The sequence below is a fragment of the Stenotrophomonas sp. Ste86 genome (genome assembly GCF_024519465.1).
In the GTDB taxonomy this organism is placed as follows: domain Bacteria; phylum Pseudomonadota; class Gammaproteobacteria; order Xanthomonadales; family Xanthomonadaceae; genus Stenotrophomonas.
On sequence record NZ_JALJRW010000010.1, the window covers coordinates 59847 to 77727 of the forward strand.

Here is a 17881-nt window from a genome sequence, read left to right on the forward strand (position 1 = left end):
GGCGATGCCGTATTCCCTTTGCATCGTTTCTCTGCCTGGAAACCTTGATGTCCCCGCATGACGCCATACGCATGTTGATTCGCACCTACGGGTACGTCGGCTTCCTGTCGATCTACCTGGGATGTGAGCGTGATGGCCGCGCTGCGGCACCTTGGCACAGCCTCGGCGACTCAGGCGCACTGAAGGCACAGGCGGACGAATGCTGGGGCGCAGGACCGGAGGTCTTGCTGTCGTACTTCGTCGATCTGCGTGAGCGGCGGCGCACGCGTGGCATTGAGTACAAGCTCTACTTGGAACAAGGTAAGTGCGTCGGCGATGGGATTCGGCTGTATCGGCGCATGCCCAGGGTGGACGAGCTGCTGATCGAGCTTTCCGTGCTCGCAGACCTGCACGCAATCGAGGTCTATCGGTTCGTGCCGACGATGGATGAAGGCGCGATTCTGTTCTCGAACGGAGCCATCGCCCGCTTCCAGCGAACGCCTGGCAACACGTTCAGGATTTTTGCACTTGAAGGGCCCCTCGGCCATCCGGACCGCGTGCCACGCCAGGTCCTTGCGCTGCGCAATAGTCTTGAGCGCGTCCGCGATGTCGGATGGCTGCGGGAGCACCTTGGCAGACCTCTTCCCTGGGAAGCATGGCTGGCACAGCACTGACCCGCGCCTTGCCGGACGCGCGTTGCGTCCACACCGCCATCAGGTGGCGATGCCGTATTCCTTCAGCTTCTTGCGCAGCGTGGCGCGGTGAATGCCCAGCATGGCCGCCGCGCGGCTCTGGTTGCCTTCGCAGTGGTTGAGCACTTCCACGAACAGCGGGATTTCCATTTCGCGCAGCACGATCTCGTACACATCGTCGGCATCGCACCCGTCCAGGTCCCGCAGGTAGCGTCGGACCGATTGGGCCACGTGTTCGCGCAGCGGTGGCTTCGGCGCGCCACGACTATTGTCAGGACGAGAAAGGACAGCGTTCAAGGAGGTTCCCGGTGCAGATGCCGGGGCGGACAGCAGCCCCGGGCGGAGAATTGTAGGGGGTCAGTCTAGCGCGTGCGTGGGCAGGCCGCCACGCTCCGGGCTGGAACGCGGGGTTACAGGAACTCGAAGGTGAATGCGACGGTCGACGCGGCGGGCTCGCGCACGCGGAACGCGATCTGCGCGCTTTGTCCTGGTTCCAATACGCTGTTGGCATCGACCGAACGGTCCAGGTAGTCACGCGGTGCGAACGCGCCGGTGCCGATCACGCGGCCATCGGCGTCGGACAGCGACAGCCGCAGCGACGGCCATGCCTGCGCCCAGCGTGCATCGTTGCGGAAGCTGGCCTGCACCTGCAGCGCACCGGGCTGGCCCGGTACCGGACGCACATCGCGGCTGATCATGCTGAACGCCGCCGGCTCCTGCCACGCCGGCAACGTGCAGCGCAGTACGCTGCACACCCCGGCGATCCATGGCCGGGTGCCGGCATCGGCAGCCAGTCGCGCGCGGTCGGCGACGGCGATCTGCAACAGCAGCAGCACCACCAGCCCGGCCAGCACGCCCCATTGCCAGCGCGGCGTATGCAGCGGCGCCACGGGCAGCCGCATGAAGCTCGGTGCGGTCGTGGCACGTGCCTGCACGGGCGGGGTTGCCTCGGCCGGCGCCACGCTCGGATCGTCATCCTGCACTGCCGATGCGTGCGCGATATCGGCGTCAACGCGCGATGCGGGCGCCTCGGCCGTGGCCGCCACGCGCGCGTCTCCGCGTGGCGCCGCATCGCGTTCTGCGTGCTCGCCGTGGTCGACGTGCGCCACGCGCTCGGCGGGCGGCGGGTCGAAGACCGACACGGTCTGCGTCCAGTCCTTGCCCTCCGTCACCGGTGGCGCCGTGTACTGCGCAGGCAATGCCTGCGCGTCCGCGTCCGCATCCGACGGCAGCGTTTGCGCGGGTGGTTCGCTGGCAGGTGTGTCCGCCGGGCTGGCACGCAGGAACGTGGCCAGCGGGCGACGTGGCGGTGGCGTGGGCTCGGTCATCGGGTCGGGGCCGGGCAGGAGGGACGCGCCCATTCAAGCACGTTCATGCCGCCTCACGCGCGGCGCACGCCGGTGATGCGCATCCAGTCGCCGTCCTGCGCGGTCTCCAGCTGGTCGAACCACGGCGCGTAGCGCACCAGCAGCTCGTCTTCCTGGCCATGCAGGATGCCCGACAGCGCGATGCGACCGCCGGCGGCAACGCGCGCGGCCAGCACGTCGGCCAGCGCATCCAGTGCCGAGGCCAGGATGTTGGCCACCACCACCGGGTAGGTGGCCGGCGGTTCGTCGGCGGGCAGGTACACCTGCAGACGATCCTGCAGGCCGTTGCGCTCGGCGTTGTCGCCGGTGGCGATCACCGCCTGTGGGTCGTTGTCCACACCTACCGCACGCGCGGCGCCGAGCCGCAGCGCAGCCAGTGCCAGGATGCCCGAGCCGCAGCCGAAGTCGAGCACGGTCTGGCCCGCCAGCACGCCGTCGGCGGCCAGGCTGTCCAGCCAGCGCAGGCACAGCGCGGTGGTGGGATGGGTGCCCGAGCCGAACGCCAGGCCCGGGTCGAGTCGGATCACGGCGGCGTCGTCGGCCTGCGCGGCCTCGGGCAGGTCGTGATTCCACGGCACGATCCAGGTGCGCTCACCGAAGGCCATCGGCTGGAACTGGTCCAGCCAGGCGCGCTCCCAGTCTTCGTCCTGCACCGCGCGGAAGCTGGCATCGGACCAGTCCAGGCCGGGATCGAAGGCATCCAGCGCGGCCAGCAGCGCCAACGCGTTGGTCTCGGCCGGGAACAGGGCGGTGAGCACCAGGTCGTTCCACAACGGGGTCTCGCCCACGCCCGGTTCCAGGATCGCGCGCTCGTTGCTGGTATCGGCATCGGCATCGAGCAGGGTCACCGCCAGCGCGCCGACATCGTCCAGCGCATTCTCGTAGCGGGGCTGGGTGGATTCGCTGCAGCGGAGGGTGAGTTCCAGGAACGGCATGGGGTGGGCTACCTGCGGAAAACGGTGAATGCTAGACCATTGTGGGGGTGGGCTGCCCGCCGCGCGGCCCAAGCGCGTCTCCCGCCGCGGCGAGATTCGCCCCGCCGGTGGATTCAGACAGGGCTACGGGCGCTTGCTAGACTTGGCTTCCCGTTGCCCTGCCGGCAACCTCCGGTCCCGCGCATGGCCCTCGTGCCTACCCTCAAAACCTGGTTGCTGGTCGTACCGGCCCTGGCGTTGCTGGGGGTGGTGGGCTATCGCGCCGGTGGTCATGTGCGCCCGGGCGAGGCAGGCAACGCCGTGGATGAGGTGCCGGTCACGCAGGTGGCCGCGGCGCCGGTGCAGGCACAGCAGCTGGCGCGCCAGTTGCTGTCGATCGAGCGCGGCACCACCATCGCCTCGGGCCTGCCGCTGGACATCCGCGCCGACATCGAAGGCGACACCGACCTTTACGCCTACGCCCAGCGCCTGCAACTGCAGGCGGGCAACGGCAACGCCGAGGCGGCGTGGATGGTCAGCCGTGTCTACGACTACTGCGCGACCTACGCGATGGATCCCGGCGGTTACCAGTTGGACAACGCGCTGCTGACCGGCATGGGCATGACCGCTTCACCGACCATGGTGCAGGCCCGCGAGCGGGTCGCGCGGCGCTGCGGCGGCTTTGTCAGCAGCGACGGCCTGGGCCGCCAGTTGATCCTGGCCCAGCGCGTGCAGGCGGCCAAGGCCGGCAATCTCGCCGCCGAGGCGTCGCTTTTCGCCGAAGGCCAGCCGCTGGAGAACAGCCCGACCTACCGCCGTGGGCTGGTCGAGCGGGTGATGGATTCGCGTGATCCGGAAGCCTACATGGCGCTGTCCACCGGCATGGGCCAGCGCGCCAGTGGCGATCGCGCGCTGGACGGGCTGGTGGCCGGCGACCAGTTCAGTGAACTGGCCTGGCGCCTGGCCGCGTGCGAGCTGGGCATGGCGTGCGGGCCGGACAGTGTGTTGATGAACAATTTCTGCGCGAACGGAGGGATCTGTTCGCAGGACGGTGGGCAGGACTTTGCCACTTTCGTGTATGACGCTGCGGTATCGCGGCAAGGTGCGGGGAAAATGAAGACGTTGGTTGAAATGCTGATCAAGCAGAGGAACGGGCGATGAATTACCGTCGATTCCTGCATGGTGCCAAGTTCTGGTTCTGGGTGGCGTTGTTCGTGGCCTACTCTGCCGGGGCGGTCGGCCTGGTGATGATCGATACCTATGAAGACCGCTATCGCAGCCTGTCCAAGGTGAAGCTGACCTCGGTCAAGGCCACCGAAGACGTGCGCCGCGCCGGTGCCAGCCAGGTAGCTGCGGTGTACCGCGCGCAGAGCGGCATGCCGTTTGCCTCGCTGCCGGCGGGCAGCACGTTCCAGGTGGTCTGGCCCGATGGCTCCACCGAGACGATGGTGATCGTCGATCCGACCTCATCGCTGGGTGTGGCGCCGGTCAAAAACAGCCAGGTCACCGCGGCCGACGTCGCGCGCTGATGCGCGACGCTGCGGCGGGCGTGGATACCCCGCGCCCGTTGCGGCTGGTGCTGCTGCCGGGCCTGGATGCGACCGGCACCCAGCACGTCGCGTTTACCGCCGCGATGGCGCGGATGGGCGTCGTGGTGACGGTGATTGCCTACCCGGTGGATCGCGCGCTGGATTACGCCGCGCTGTCAGACGTCGTCCGCCAGGCGCTGCCGACCGACGGCGACTACGTGCTGCTCGGTGAGTCGTTCTCGGGCCCGCTGGCGCTGGTGATCGCCGCGGCACCCCCGCCGCGGTTGCGCGGCCTGATTCTGTCCACCACGTTCGCGCGCTCGCCCTGGCTTGCGCTGCGCCGGCTGCAAGCGGTGTTGTACCGGGCGCCGGTGCGTGCGTTGCCGATGCCGGCATTGTCGTGGCTGTTGTTCGGGCGCTGGGGCAGCCCGGCCCTGCGGGCCGCGTTGCAGGCGGCGCTGGCGCGGGTGCACCCACAGGTGTTGCGCGTGCGTGCGGCGGCGGCACTGGGCGTGGATGTCGCCGCGCAGGCACGCGCGGTGGACCTGCCCACCCTGTGCCTGCACGCCGCGCACGATCGTCTTCTGCCTGCGCGCTGCCAGCGCCACCTGTCGGCGATGTTGCCGGCGCAGGCCACTACGCGGCTGGACGGGCCGCATCTGATGCTGCAGGCGCGCCCGGAAGCGGCGGCTGCGGTAATCGCAGGCTTCATGCGGGGCGTTTACGACATCGATTGAGGGTGCGGCTTGCCGTACCACCCTGTGGTCACGGACTGCCGCCGCATCGGTGTGATCGGCGCGTGGCGGCCATGTCCACGCGGCCTTCGCTTATGGCTCTCGGGTATTTCACGGTGCGACGCGCAGCCTGCGGGTGTTGGCTGCATCCGCAGCGCACGTGCCGGAGAACCTGTCGAATGAATACCCGTGGCGATTACGCCTCCCAAGATCCCTTGGCCACCGCGACTGTCGCCGTGGTCACCCCCCCGCCGGTGATCGCACCCGCGCATGACCACGCCGTCTCGTGGGGCGCCATCTTCGCCGGTGCCGCCGCTGCTGCGGCGCTGTCACTGGTCCTGCTGATCCTCGGCGTTGGCCTGGGACTGTCCTCGGTATCGCCGTGGGCGTATGAAGGCGTGTCGAAGGAAACGTTCGGTTGGTCCAGCATCGCGTGGCTGACCGTCACCGCCATCGCAGCGTCGGGCCTGGGCGGCTATATCGCCGGGCGCCTGCGCAACAAGTGGAGCAACCTGCACGGCGATGAGACCTACTTCCGCGACACCGCGCATGGTTTCCTGTCGTGGGCCGTGGCGACGCTGCTGACCGCGGGCCTGCTCACCACGGCCATCGGTGGGGTGATCGGTGCCGGCGCCAAGGTGGCCGGTGCCACCGCTGGCGCGGCGGCGACCACCGCCGGTGGCCTGGCTGCGGCCGCCGGTCCTGCCGCGATGGGCGACAACAACGGCGACCTGCAGTACTGGGTGGACGGCCTGTTCCGCGCCAACCCGAGCGCACCGGCCGCGCCGATGGCGCCGCCGCCGGGTGATCCGGCTGCTGCGCCGGCTGCACCGCAAGCCGGCGTCATGCCGCCGCCGCCGCGCCCGATGCCGGGTGGCGAGCGCGGCCCGGGTCCGGGCCGTGGCGGTGACGTCCGCGCCGAGGTCAACCGGATCGTGGTCAACAGCCTCAAGTCCGGCACCATGGACCCGGCCGACACCCAGTACCTGGCCCAGCTGGTGGCCAACCAGACCGGCATGAGCCAGGCTGAAGCGCAGGCCCGCGTGACCGACATGCAGACCCGTCTGCGCGCCACGCTGGACAAGGCCAAGGCCGACGCGAAGCAGGCCGCCGATGATGCCCGCAAGGCGACCGCGTATGCCGCGCTGTGGCTGTTCATCACGCTGCTGATCGGTGCCTTCAGCGCCAGCCTGTTTGCCACCTGGGGCGGTCGCCGTCGCGACCTGTAAGCCCCCAACGTTCAACGAGGAGAATTCACGATGAAGTATCTGCTGCTGTGGTTCCTGGGCATTCCGATCCCGATCCTGCTGCTGATCGCGCTGCTGCGCTGACGTAGCGCGCGCCGGATAACGGGTATCGACCGACGGTCGATACCCGCCGGGCAAGAAGTACCGCCGGGCCGCCATCGTGCGGCCCGGTGTCGTTTCAAACAGGCGAATAGAAGGTGCTTCCCCCCTCTGAGGGGAGCGTCTTGTTGCAAGCGCCGTTGCAGGGTGAGAACAACGCTACGCGTTTGGACGGGCAGGGCCGGTCGCGGTGGATCGGGCTTTGTCTTCGCCCAGATCTGTCGCGAGCGTCAGGGCCCCGTAGCGGCCGGTAGGCCCCTGGTGCAAATGTCCCCCGGCCGCGGGGCGGCCTCCTCCTTGATTTTGCCCAGGAGCCTACCGGCCGCTACGGGGCTCGGCTCGCGGTGCGCAGGTGGAGACTAGGCTTTTCTGGCGCTGGTCGGTGGGTCGGGCGCTGTGGCCCCATGCCCTTGGAGGCGAAATAAAGGAGGAGGGGGCGGCCGCAGGCCGACGCCGGGGGACATTCGCCGGAAAGGGCATGGGGCCACAGCGCCCGACCCACCGACCCCCGCGCGGGAAAACACTAAGGGCGTGCTTTCGTGCGTGCCCCGCGCATGGGCGAAGAACCAAACAAAAAGGCGGGGATATCCCCGCCTTTCTGCTATGCCACCGTTACTGCTAAATCAAGTCAATGCAATCGACTTGTTCTTGCGTTCGGCCAAGCGCTTTTCCAGGTAGTGGATGTTCTGCCCACCGGCCTGGAAACCCTTGTCGCGCATGATCCGCTGCTGCAGCGCGACGTTGGTCTTGATCCCGTCCACCACCATCTCGCTCAGCGCCACGCGCATCCGCGCGATCGCGGTCTCGCGGTCCGGGCCGTGCACGATCAGCTTGCCGATCATCGAATCGTAGTTCGGCGGTACGCGGTAGCCACTGTAGATGTGGGTATCCACGCGCACGCCGGGACCACCGGGCGGATGGAAGGCGGTGATCTGGCCCGGGCTCGGCACGAAGGTTTCAGCATCTTCGGCGTTGATGCGGCATTCGATCGCGTGGCCGGTCAGCACCACGTCGCTCTGCTTGATGGTCAGCTTCTGGCCGGCGGCGATGCGCAGCTGTTCGCAGACCAGATCGATACCGGTCACCATCTCCGTCACCGGATGTTCCACCTGCACGCGGGTGTTCATTTCGATGAAGTAGAAACGGCCGTCTTCGAACAGGAACTCGAAGGTGCCCGCGCCGCGATAACCGATGCGGATGCACGCTTCCACGCACACCTTGCCGATCTGCTCGCGCATCTCCGCACTGATGCCCGGGGCCGGCGCTTCTTCCACCACCTTCTGGTGGCGGCGCTGCATCGAGCAGTCGCGTTCACCGAGGTGGATGGCGTTGCCCTGGCCGTCGGCGAGGACCTGGATTTCCACGTGGCGCGGATTCTCCAGGAACTTCTCCATGTAGACCTGATCGTTGCTGAAAGCAGCCTTGGCTTCGGACTTGGTGGTCTCGATGGCCGCCTTCAGCGACGCCTCGGCATGCACCACGCGCATGCCACGACCGCCGCCACCGCCGGATGCCTTGATGATGACCGGATAGCCGATCTCACGGGCGATCTTGGTGTTGGCCACGATGTCGTCGGTGAGCGGGCCGCCCGAGCCGGGCACGCACGGCACGCCGGCGGCCTTCATCGCGCGGATTGCTTCCACCTTGTCGCCCATCAGGCGGATGGTGTCGGCCTTGGGGCCGATGAAGATGAAGCCGGATTCTTCCACGCGCTCGGCGAAGTCGGCGTTCTCCGACAGGAAACCGTAGCCCGGGTGGATGGCCTGGGCGTCGGTGACTTCGGCCGCGGCGATCAGCGCCGGGATGTTGAGGTAGCTCTCCGAGGACGGTGCCGGACCGATACAGACCGACTCGTCGGCCATGGCCACGTGCTTGAGGTTGCGGTCGACCGTGGAATGCACGGCGACCGTGCGGATGCCCAGGGTGTGGCACGCGCGCAGGATGCGCAGCGCGATCTCCCCTCGGTTGGCAATAACGACTTTGTCGAGCATGGACGGATCCTTAGCCGATCACGAACAGCGGCTGGTCGAATTCGACCGGCTGGCCGTTTTCGCCCAGGATGGCGACGATGGTGCCGGAAACATCGGCCTCGATCGGGTTGAACATTTTCATCGCTTCGATGATCGCCAGCGTTTCGCCGGCCTTGACGGCCTGGCCGACCGACACGAAGGCCGGCTTGTCCGGCGAGGACGAGGAATAGAACGTGCCGACCATCGGCGCACGCAGCACGTGGCCGTCCGGCAGGGCATTGCCGGCCTTGGCGGTGCCGCCGGTGGAGGCTTCGGTGGGCGACTGCATCGGCATCGCCGGGGCGGCCGCAGCGGCCTGGACCGGTGCCGGGGCCATCATCATCTGCGGGGCCTGCATCATGCCGTAGCCGGATACGGGCGCGCGCGACAGACGCACGGACTCTTCGCCTTCCTTGATTTCGATTTCGGCGAGGTTCGACTCTTCCAGCAGGTCGATCAGCTTCTTGATTTTGCGGAGATCCATAGGGGCCTCTTTAGCTCGTGGTGTCAGTGTGGTGGGAAGCGCGTTGCGCTCGGGTCAACGCAATTCGTAGAAACTACGCAGTTGGGCGATGCGGTCGTTGGCGTGTGTGGTCAGGCAGCGCATCTGCGCGCCATTGCGGGAGGTGCCATCGGCATGGAAGGCATACACCGCGTCGCAGTCGTGGCTGCGCAGCTGGATCCATGCGCGCTGGGCCAGCACCAGTTGCCTTTCGGCATCGGTGCAGTGCGTACAGGCGCCTTCGGCGGCTTGCGTGCGCAGCTGCAGGCGCGCCTGGGCGTAGACCTTGTTGAGTTCGGTATCGGCGTCGCTGGCCACGTCGGAGGCGCACAGGTCGCTCTCCATCGTGCCGCTGGGCTGCGCGCAGTCGATGCCCTCGGCGCTGCGATCGGCGGCCAGGGCCGCGCCGCACAGGCCGCCCCACAGCATGACGCTGGCGAGGACGCGCGGCATGGTCACGCGGTGGTGGCCGCCAGCCGGGTCAGGGCCGCATCCATCGCATAGCGATAGCTGTCCGCGCCGAAGCCGCAGATCACCCCGACCGCCTTGTCGCTGAAATAGCTGTGCTGGCGGAACGGCTCGCGTGCATGCGGGTTGGACAGATGGATCTCGATGAACGGCACGTCCACCGCAGCCAGCGCATCGCGCAGGGCCACCGAGGTGTGGGTGAACGCGGCCGGGTTGATCAGGATGAAAGCGGTGCCGTCTTCACGGGCGGCCTGCACCCGGTCCACCAGGCTATGTTCGGCATTGGACTGCAGGCTCTCCACCGCGTGCCCGGCGGCCTGCGCCTGGGCCAGCAGGGCCTGGTCGATCTGCGCCAGCGTGGTGTGCCCATACACCCCCGGCTCGCGTGTGCCGAGCAGGTTGAGGTTGGGGCCATGCAGGACCAGCAGTTTCGCCATGGGTGCCACGAAGCAGGAAAGGGCGAAGTCTGGCGGAACCGGCTGATCGTGTCCAGTTCGGCGAAGTTACGCGTGTTTCAAGCGAACGTTTGAATTTTGCGTGGGAAGCTTGGGGCGGCGGCGTGTTGACCGGATCGCGTGGCTTGGCGGGACAGGTGGGACCGGCCGCCGGCAGGGGGATTGTGACGGCCGGCCAACGCCTCGCTCTGGAAGCGGCTACCCCATGCGTACCGCCGGATTCTCGCGGGCCGGGGCGTCCTGCTGCTGCTCCAGGACCTGCACGGCCGCCTGCTGGCGCTCCGCACTGGCCACCTCCAACTGCTGCAGTGATTGCGCCACCGGCGTCTGCACGGCCACGTCGGTGGGCATGGATGCGCGGCGGTGCGCAGGGTCGTTCAGGTCGCCCTGCACCACGAAGACCGTGCGCCCGGCAGCGCTGTCTGCCGTCTGCACGCTCAGCACGATGTGGTCGGCCCGCTCCAGATTGCTCTGGCGGGCCAGGGCCATCACGCTGGCGGTCAGACGCTCGCTGCTCTCATCGGGCGCGCGGCCGGCCTGCGCATCGAGGGCGGCCACGCCCTGGCGAACCTGCTGCAGCAAGCCGTACTCGGGGTGGCCCGGGCCGATGTCGGCCAGCCGGGTCGGCGGGTGCCGCTCACCCGGGACGCCGTCAATCGACGCGGTCAGCGGACTGCGGGTGATGCTGCGGTAGGGGTCATCGGCATGGAACTGGGTGGCTTTGTGCTGCCGCTCCAGGCGCACCTCGCGTGCATCATCGAGTTCGGCGATGCGATGGGGGCGGGTTTCCTCCCGCATGGACAGGTGACCGCCGCCGCTGCTCACGTTGACCCACTTCTGGTCGCGTTCGAAGTACATCGCGTAGGCGCTGTTGCCGCCGATGACATTGGGGTCGACCGAGGCGCGGCCTTCGAGGGCCTGCGTAACCTCATGTGCGGTCAGCCTGCCCAGATACGCGCCGCCGGCTACCCAACCCATCTGCTGAATCGCGTCAACGCTGGTGTCGCGCACGCGAGGGCCGCCGAGGTAGTCGTTGTCGAGCATGTTCGACCAGATCTGCTCCAGCTTCTGGGGCCCACTCTTTTCCAACGCGGCCTGCAGCAGCACACGGGGTGTCCAGCAGTTGGGGTCGAGGCGATGCTGCTCGAATGCGCGATCGTGCGCGACCATGACGTCCGCACCCGGCAGGTTGAGTGCCAGGTCCGCGCGCTGTTGACTCATCCAGGATTGGCGCGCCTCCAGGTCCCTCAGAAGCAGGGTCTGCCCGAACGACTCCCACTGCCGCTCGCTCAGCTCGGCGTTGGGAAAACGCGAGCCGGTGTCGTGCTGCGTCCTGGCGTGCTCCTGGGCATAGCCGTTCGCCACCCGGCCCGGAAGGCTGTCGTTACGAACCACGCCAAGTGCCAGTGTTCCGTACCCATCGGCACCCGGCAACTGGGAAAGATAGTTCCAGTACAACTCGCGGTTGCCGGCCTTCGCGTAGCTGGTCAGGATCTCAAGGTCCTGCTGATTCAATCCACTCATGTCCTGCTCCCTGTCAGACCGAGGATTACCTGGCCTTGCTGCGTGCCAGGATCGCCCTCACTGCATCTTCCATGCGCTTCCAATCTTTTAAGAAAGCCCTCTTGTAATCGAGCGTAATTGAGAGGCTGTCCTCGATATCCGAGAAGTAGTGGACGCAGCCGGCGGCGACCGGAGTGTCATCTTCGACGACCTGATTGCCGACCAACTGCACGCCATCGCCGCGGAACGCGGTACTGTCGCACTTTATGAATGTCGTCAGATTACCCGCCGCATCCTGCGCGATGTACCAATCGCGCTCATACGCCGGATTGCGGACAGGCAGCGTCCCGTAATGTTCAAGGTGTTCTTTCGTGTACGCCGCCATTTTCGAGTCATCGATGGCGTAGGGCGTAAGTCCGAAGGTTTCTGGCTGCGCAACACGCATGTCGAGGCGGTCCCTCGGGTCCCGCCGCTCCAGCGACGTGTCGCGGGTGATGGCCTCATTCGAGGACAGCCGCTTCAATGACGTCTCGATCGGTACACGATCGATATGGACGATGCGAACCGAGATCTCTTTTCGGAAATCGTTCGTCCGTGGATTCGCCCGCGCCCCCGGCGGCGTTGGCGTCATATCCGGCCATTCAATGACAAGGGTCACGCCTTCGCCTGGCCACGGCGCAATTTGGCTGTCCAGGTAGTTGGCTGGAATGCGGAAGGTAGTGGGGCCCAGCTTCACATCCACTGGCGCATCGGAATAGGTATGGCCGTTGATGGTTCTACCGGTATGTGCAGGTTCCGACATGGCTGAACTCCCTTTCTGTTCGGTGGGCGGCGTCCTTGCGCACGCGCAGGCGCTGACAGCAACGGCAAGCGCCAGCGTCAGGCACGACCCGGATCTCATCACGCGCATGGGGACAGTCCATTGCTTGGTTTGGAGCCAACTATAGGCAAACGGACCGTCATGGGACAGCGACGGATTCAGGGTCATGGCCACATCACTCGCGCGCTGACGCATTGGACCCCTGAGGCTAGCGTTGTCAATTGGCCTTGGTGCTTTCCAGTACGTTCCGTACTGCGCCCTCCATACGCTTCCAGTCCTTCAAGAAAGCGCGTTTGTAGTTCAAGGTGATGGAAAGCTTGTTTTCGATGTCTGAAAAATAGTGGAAACAGCCGGCCGCAACGCTTCCTTCCTCGCTGATGACGTGGCTGCCTTCCAGGCGAACGCCGTCGCCGCGGAAAGCTCTGCTCTCACACTTGATGAAAGTGGTGAGCTCACCCTCCGGGCCGCGTGCAACGTACCAGTCATCCTCATAAGTGGGATTGCGAACAGGCGGCTTCCCGTAGCGCGCTTCATAATCCTTCGAGTAAGCGCTCATCTTCACGTCGTCGACGGCGTAGGGCGTCAGTTCCAACGTCTTTGACCCGGCTACGCGAAGGTCGAGACGCTCCCTTGGATCGCGACGCTCCACCGATTCGGCTTCGGTAACGGCTTCGTTGGAGGAAAGCCGCGACAGGGATGTCTCCATGGGAATTCTATCGATGTAGTTGATCGACACCGCAATCTCCTTCCGGAAATCATTCGTCCGCGGATTCGCACGCGCACCCGGCGGCGTCGGCGTCATATCGGGCCATTCAATGACAAGCGTGACGCCTTCGCCGGGCCATGGTGCAATCTGGCTGTCCAGGTAATTGGCGGGAATGCGGAAGGTCGTCGGCCCCAGCTTCACATCCACCGGCGCATCGGAATAGGTATGGCCGTTGATGGTGCGGCCAATCTGCGTAGCCCCGGGCACCGTTCCATGCGGCGCCTGGCCGGTGGACGGCGGACGCGTGCAGGCCGTGGCGGTCACCGCGACGGCGAGCGCAAGTGCCAGGCACCGCCCGGATGACATTACGCGCATTGAGCATTCCATTGCTTGGTGTGGCGCCAACTATAGGTAACCTGTGCGCCACGGACCAGCCATGAAGCCGGGTGGCGGCGCCGCCGGAGCAACGCTGGCGATGCGGCGCCCGACCGATAAATCGTTTCGATTCAAACCATCGACAGTGTCGGGAGATCATGACCAATGCGCGGTTCAACGCTTTCGTGGCTGTTTCTCAGTTTCGCCCTGTTGGGCGGGCCGACGCGTGCGCAGGACGTCCCGGTGCCTGCCCACCTTTCCGACGCCGCGCTGCCATCGCCGCTGGATCGATTGCTGCGCGACTATGAGCATGCGTGGCGGGCAGGCGATGCGGCCGCGCTTGCAGCGCTGTTCGCCGAGGACGGTTTCGTGCTGCAGAACCATCGCCCTCCGATCCGCGGTCAGCAGGCCATCCGCGCGGCCTACGAGGCAGGGTTCAAGGGAAAAGGTGGCGGGCCATTGCAACTGCGTGCCCTGGCCTATTCCACCGACGCCACCACCGGGTACATCATCGGTGCATACCGCTACGGCGCAGGCGGCGAGGTGGGGAAGTTCACGCTGACATTGCAGCGCATGCCCGGCCAGCCGTGGAAGATCTTCTCGGACATGGACAATCTGAACGCGGCGGAGAAACGCGCAGGCGTGGAGTGACGTCTGCGGCGCTGCCGACGGCTGTCAGCCCTGCATCCGCGCGACGGCATCCAGCGCGGTGATGTCCCCGTCGTCGAGAACAAGGTCTGCCGATGCCATGTTCTCGCGCAGGTGATCCACCGACGAGGTCCCCGGGATGAGCAGGATGTTGGGCGAACGGCGCAGCAGCCACGCCAGCGCTACCTGCATCGGGGTAGCGTGCAGTTTCGCTGCGATGGTCGATAGCGCCGTGGACTGCAACGGGCTGAAGCCGCCCAGCGGGAAGAACGGCACGTAGGCGATGCCATCCCGCGCCAGCGCATCCACCAGGGCATCGTCGTTGCGATGCACCAGGTTGTACTGGTTCTGCACGCAGGCGATGTCGCAGAGCGCGCGCCCCTCCGCAACTTGGGTGGCGGTGACGTTGCTCAGACCGATATGGCGGATGAGGCCGCGCTGCTGCAACTCGGCCAGCACCGTGAGAGAGGGCGCGATCGAACCCTCGGCCGGGGCCATGACGTTGAACATGCAGCGCAGGTTGACCACGTCCAGCACCTCCAGGCCCAGGTTGCGCAGGTTGTCATGCACGGCGCGGGTGAGTTCGGCGGCGGACATCGTCGGCAGCCACTGGCCCTCGGCACCGCGCCTGGCGCCCACTTTGGTTGCGATGGTCAGCCCCGCGCGATAGGGATGAAGGGCCTCGCGGATGATCTGGTTGGTGATGTGCGGGCCGTAGAAATCGCTGGTATCCAGATGGTTGACGCCCCGCTCGACCGCCTCGCGCAGCACGCGCACGGCGGCATCGCGGTCTTTCGGTGGGCCGAAGACGTGGGGCCCTGCCAACTGCATGGCCCCGTATCCAAGGCGGGCAACGGCACGATCGCCAAGGGTGAAGGTGGGCAGAGCGGGCTGATCGGTCATGGCGGGAGCTCGTGGCGGGGATGGAGAGAATCTAGGCCCGGGCGGGCTGTGCGACAATCCGATATAAAGCGAACGGGCTGTCCGGAAGGGCGAACAATGAGTACTCGGCTGGGCGATATGCAGGCCTTTGTCCTGGTGGCGCGGGCAGGGGGCTTCCGCGAAGCGGCCAGAGCGGCCGACCTTAGCGCGTCCCACCTGAGCGAGGCGGTCAAGCGCATCGAAGCGCAGCTCGGCGTGAGACTGCTCAATCGCACCACCCGCAGCGTGGGACTCACCGATGCGGGCAAGGTGCTGCTGGCACGCGTCGAGCCGGCCCTGCGGGAGCTGGATACCGCGACCGACGCGATCAGTGCCTTCCGCAGCACGCCGACAGGAACGCTGCGGCTCAATGTGCCGGTCAGTGCAGCGCGCCTCGTATTGCCGCGGATTCTGCCGCCTTTCATGGCCGCGTATCCGGACATCCGCGTGGAGGTCCTCACCCAGGAGAGTTTTGTTGACGTCATCGCGGCCGGCTGCGATGCCGGCATTCGCTATGGCGAGCGCCTGCAGCAGGACATGATCGCCATGCCGATCGGGCCGCGGGTGCAACGCAGCGCGACGGCAGCGGCACCGTCTTACCTGGACCGTCGCCGGCGGCCTGCGCACCCGCGTGATCTGTTCGATCACGACTGCATTCGCGGGCGGTTTCCCAGTGGCGCGGTGTCCGAATGGGAATTCGAGCGGGGCGGGGAAGTGGTGACCATCGTCCCGCGCGGGCAACTGCTGGTGGAGATTGGAGGGGGCGTCGATCTTGCGGTAGCGGCTGCCGCAGCCGGCAGCGGCATCATCCATTTGTTCGAAGATTGGCTGCAGCCGTCCCTCAGCGCCGGTGTACTGGAGCCGGTGCTGCAGTCGTGGTGGCAGTCATTTCCCGGTCCTTTCCTGTACTACCCCAACCGAACCCTTGTGCCCCCGCCGCTCAGGGCCTTCATCGATTTCATCAAGGCACAAGCCGGGTGAGCGTGTTGCGGTGCGTACGCCGCGATGCAGTAAACGCGGAAAGGGTTGCCATGACCTACGGGGCTTCCCATTGCGTGGTAACGCGAGCAGCATCGCCGACAGGCAAGGCACCGGCCATTGCACGGAGGCACCATGATCAAACACATCGGTAGCATCGTCTTCCTTGGCCTGTGCAGCGCCAGTGCGCTCACCGCCGGCCCGGCCTATCAACCCGGCTTTCACCCGGAGCAGTTGAAGGGGCCGCCGGCCGGCCGCCCCAACGAGGTGCTGGTGCTGGGCTCGCCGCACCTGTCGGCATTGCCGGAAACCTTCGCACCGGCGCAGCTGGAACCGCTGCTGGCGCGCCTGGTCGCATGGAAGCCGGAGGCGATCGCCGTCGAAGCGGTATCCGGGCTGCAGTGCGACTTCATGCGCCGGTCTCCCGCGCGTTATGCCGACAGCGTCGGCAGCTATTGCGTCGATACCGGCCCGGCCCAGCGCGCGACAGGCCTGGACGTGCCGGCCGCAAACGCCGAAGCCGAGCGGCTGCTGGCAACCTGGCCGTCCACGCCGAGTGCGGCGCAGCGGCGACGGCTGGCCGCGCTCTGGCTGGCCGCCGGTGAACGCAACTCGGCGGTGGTGCAATGGTTGCGCCTGGCACCGCAGCAGCGCATTGCGGCCGACAGCCTGACCGATGAACTGGTGGCCTACCTGGACAAGCGCCTGCAGCGCCGCGATGAATCCGTGCTGGTAGCTGCCACGCTTGCCGCGCGGCTGGGGCTGGAGCGGGTGTGGGCGGTGGATGACCACACCGCCGATGCGACCTCGCCCAAGGAGGTGGAAGCGGCGGCCGGTGAAGCCATCCAGAAGGCGTGGGACAACCCGTACACGAAGGCCCGCGCCGATGCGGACATTCCGCTCTACGCCCGCCTGGACACCCCCGACGGGATGCTGGCGATCTACCGCGCGTACAACGCACCGGAGGGCGCGATGCAGACCTACCGCAGCGACTTCGGCGCGGCCCTGGTCGAGCCATCGCCACAGGGGTTCGGGCGCAATTACGTGGGTTACTGGGAAACCCGCAACCTGCGCATGGTCGCCAACATCCGCGACGTGCTCGGGCAGACGCCTGGCACGCGCATGCTGGCCATCGTCGGCGCATCGCACAAGCCGTATTACGAGGCGTACCTCAACCTGATGCACGACGTGCAGCTGATGGATGCCGAGGAGGTGCTGCGTTGAGGTATCGCTTGTCAGCCGACGTGCTGAGTCGATGGAGGAGATGCTGCCCAGTCGCGGTGTGACGAGAGGCCCACGCCTGGCTGATGGCAGGCGCAGCACTGGGGCACTGCCAGGCCTATGGCATCATCAGGGATGCAGGTTCAAGAACGAAGGAGAACGCATGCGCGCGTGGAATCCATGCCTGGCAACCTGCCTCCTGTTGGTCTACGCCGGGAGTGCAGCCGCCCAGGGCAGCGAAAAATTGCAGCAGCTTTCGTGGGTGCTGGGAAGCTGGCAAAGAACGGGATTGCCTGAAGGTCGCACCGGTTACGAGACCTGGCATGTGGACGGTGCCACGTTTGCCGGCGTTGGGGTATCCAAACGCGAGAACCAGGTGGTCTTCGAGGAGCGACTTGGAGTCCTTGAGCAGGACGGCAACATCTACTACGTCGCTGACGTTGCCGATAATCCCCAGCCCATCAGGTTCAAGCTCGTGTCGAGTTCAAACAACCAGGCGGTCTTTACCAATCCAGAACATGACTTCCCCAAGCGCATTGTCTATAGCCTGCAGGGCGATCAGCTGGAGGTGTCGACGTCGGGTGATGGCAAGGAGATCGTCTTCCACTTCAGGAAATCTGCCGCGACCCTGGACTGACCCGGCACTGCCGAGCCACGGGAAGAGACGTTCTCCACGTCCACCATGCCCAGCGACTGGCAGTCCGGGCTGTCGCA

The 17881-nt window shown here is 66.5% G+C and carries 20 protein-coding genes; 9 read left to right on the forward strand and 11 right to left on the reverse strand.

The window, feature by feature from the left end; translation table 11 throughout:
• Positions 1 to 47: 47 nt before the first annotated feature.
• Entirely contained in the window at positions 48 to 653 is a 606-nt protein-coding gene (locus NR101_RS10845; protein WP_256776662.1) for a hypothetical protein, read from the forward strand.
• A gap of 39 nt (positions 654 to 692) precedes the next feature.
• Here NR101_RS10845 and fis read toward each other — a convergent pair whose 3' ends face one another.
• From fis to prmA, 3 genes are all read right to left on the reverse strand, one after another.
• A complete protein-coding gene (fis, locus tag NR101_RS10850; protein WP_038685853.1) occupies positions 693 to 968 on the reverse strand; it encodes a DNA-binding transcriptional regulator Fis in 276 nt (91 codons plus the stop codon).
• Positions 969 to 1081: 113 nt separating this feature from the next.
• Positions 1082 to 2032, reverse strand: coding sequence for a DUF3426 domain-containing protein (locus NR101_RS10855; RefSeq protein ID WP_256776661.1), 951 nt, complete (start codon positions 2030 to 2032; stop codon positions 1082 to 1084).
• Positions 2033 to 2052: 20 nt separating this feature from the next.
• The gene (gene prmA / locus NR101_RS10860) at positions 2053 to 2973 is read right to left on the reverse strand and encodes a 50S ribosomal protein L11 methyltransferase (RefSeq protein ID WP_256776660.1); all 921 of its coding nucleotides are present in this window, start codon (positions 2971 to 2973) and stop codon (positions 2053 to 2055) included.
• A 183-nt stretch (positions 2974 to 3156) separates the two neighbouring features.
• Here prmA and NR101_RS10865 point away from each other — a divergent pair, with 183 nt between their 5' ends.
• The 4 genes from NR101_RS10865 to NR101_RS10880 all read left to right on the forward strand — a co-directional run bounded on the left by NR101_RS10865 (position 3157) and on the right by NR101_RS10880 (position 6444).
• Complete coding sequence (locus NR101_RS10865) at positions 3157 to 4113, forward strand: hypothetical protein (RefSeq protein ID WP_256776659.1); 957 nt, start codon at positions 3157 to 3159, stop codon at positions 4111 to 4113.
• Positions 4110 to 4481, forward strand: coding sequence for a hypothetical protein (locus NR101_RS10870; RefSeq protein ID WP_256776658.1), 372 nt, complete (start codon positions 4110 to 4112; stop codon positions 4479 to 4481). The genes NR101_RS10865 and NR101_RS10870 overlap by 4 nt, the downstream gene beginning before the upstream one ends.
• Positions 4481 to 5218: an alpha/beta hydrolase gene (locus tag NR101_RS10875; protein ID WP_256776657.1), complete on the forward strand. Its 738-nt coding sequence runs from the start codon at positions 4481 to 4483 to the stop codon at positions 5216 to 5218. The genes NR101_RS10870 and NR101_RS10875 overlap by 1 nt, the downstream gene beginning before the upstream one ends.
• A gap of 176 nt (positions 5219 to 5394) precedes the next feature.
• The gene (locus NR101_RS10880; protein WP_256776656.1) at positions 5395 to 6444 is read left to right on the forward strand and encodes a hypothetical protein; all 1050 of its coding nucleotides are present in this window, start codon (positions 5395 to 5397) and stop codon (positions 6442 to 6444) included.
• Positions 6445 to 7184: 740 nt separating this feature from the next.
• Here the strand turns inward: NR101_RS10880 and accC are convergent.
• From accC to NR101_RS10915, 7 genes are all read right to left on the reverse strand, one after another.
• Positions 7185 to 8552, reverse strand: a complete 1368-nt coding sequence (accC, locus tag NR101_RS10885; protein ID WP_256775992.1) for an acetyl-CoA carboxylase biotin carboxylase subunit — start codon at positions 8550 to 8552, stop codon at positions 7185 to 7187.
• A gap of 10 nt (positions 8553 to 8562) precedes the next feature.
• A complete protein-coding gene (gene accB, locus NR101_RS10890) occupies positions 8563 to 9054 on the reverse strand; it encodes an acetyl-CoA carboxylase biotin carboxyl carrier protein (RefSeq protein WP_256775991.1) in 492 nt (163 codons plus the stop codon).
• A gap of 54 nt (positions 9055 to 9108) precedes the next feature.
• On the reverse strand, positions 9109 to 9525 hold the full coding sequence (locus NR101_RS10895; RefSeq protein WP_256775990.1) for a lysozyme inhibitor LprI family protein: 417 nt from the start codon (positions 9523 to 9525) through the stop codon (positions 9109 to 9111).
• A 2-nt stretch (positions 9526 to 9527) separates the two neighbouring features.
• Complete coding sequence (gene aroQ, locus NR101_RS10900) at positions 9528 to 9977, reverse strand: type II 3-dehydroquinate dehydratase (RefSeq protein ID WP_256775989.1); 450 nt, start codon at positions 9975 to 9977, stop codon at positions 9528 to 9530.
• A 216-nt stretch (positions 9978 to 10193) separates the two neighbouring features.
• Positions 10194 to 11519, reverse strand: a complete 1326-nt coding sequence (locus NR101_RS10905; RefSeq protein ID WP_256775988.1) for an XVIPCD domain-containing protein — start codon at positions 11517 to 11519, stop codon at positions 10194 to 10196.
• Positions 11520 to 11544: 25 nt separating this feature from the next.
• Positions 11545 to 12408, reverse strand: coding sequence for a hypothetical protein (locus NR101_RS10910; RefSeq protein WP_256775999.1), 864 nt, complete (start codon positions 12406 to 12408; stop codon positions 11545 to 11547).
• Positions 12409 to 12535: 127 nt separating this feature from the next.
• A complete protein-coding gene (locus NR101_RS10915; protein ID WP_256775987.1) occupies positions 12536 to 13399 on the reverse strand; it encodes a hypothetical protein in 864 nt (287 codons plus the stop codon).
• A gap of 165 nt (positions 13400 to 13564) precedes the next feature.
• Between NR101_RS10915 and NR101_RS10920 the strand changes: the two genes are divergently transcribed.
• Positions 13565 to 14050 carry an SgcJ/EcaC family oxidoreductase gene (locus NR101_RS10920; RefSeq protein ID WP_256775986.1) on the forward strand — a complete coding sequence of 162 codons (486 nt, stop codon included), beginning with the start codon at positions 13565 to 13567 and terminating at the stop codon, positions 14048 to 14050.
• Positions 14051 to 14074: 24 nt separating this feature from the next.
• Here NR101_RS10920 and NR101_RS10925 read toward each other — a convergent pair whose 3' ends face one another.
• Positions 14075 to 14950 carry an aldo/keto reductase family oxidoreductase gene (locus NR101_RS10925; RefSeq protein ID WP_256775985.1) on the reverse strand — a complete coding sequence of 292 codons (876 nt, stop codon included), beginning with the start codon at positions 14948 to 14950 and terminating at the stop codon, positions 14075 to 14077.
• Positions 14951 to 15067: 117 nt separating this feature from the next.
• Between NR101_RS10925 and NR101_RS10930 the strand changes: the two genes are divergently transcribed.
• The 3 genes from NR101_RS10930 (at position 15068) to NR101_RS10940 (ending at position 17804) form a co-directional block, all read left to right on the forward strand.
• Positions 15068 to 15949 carry a LysR family transcriptional regulator gene (locus NR101_RS10930; RefSeq protein WP_256775998.1) on the forward strand — a complete coding sequence of 294 codons (882 nt, stop codon included), beginning with the start codon at positions 15068 to 15070 and terminating at the stop codon, positions 15947 to 15949.
• 132 nt (positions 15950 to 16081) lie between these two features.
• A complete protein-coding gene (locus tag NR101_RS10935; RefSeq protein WP_256775984.1) occupies positions 16082 to 17170 on the forward strand; it encodes a DUF5694 domain-containing protein in 1089 nt (362 codons plus the stop codon).
• Positions 17171 to 17330: 160 nt separating this feature from the next.
• A complete protein-coding gene (locus tag NR101_RS10940; RefSeq protein ID WP_256775983.1) occupies positions 17331 to 17804 on the forward strand; it encodes a DUF6265 family protein in 474 nt (157 codons plus the stop codon).
• Positions 17805 to 17881 lie beyond the last annotated feature (77 nt).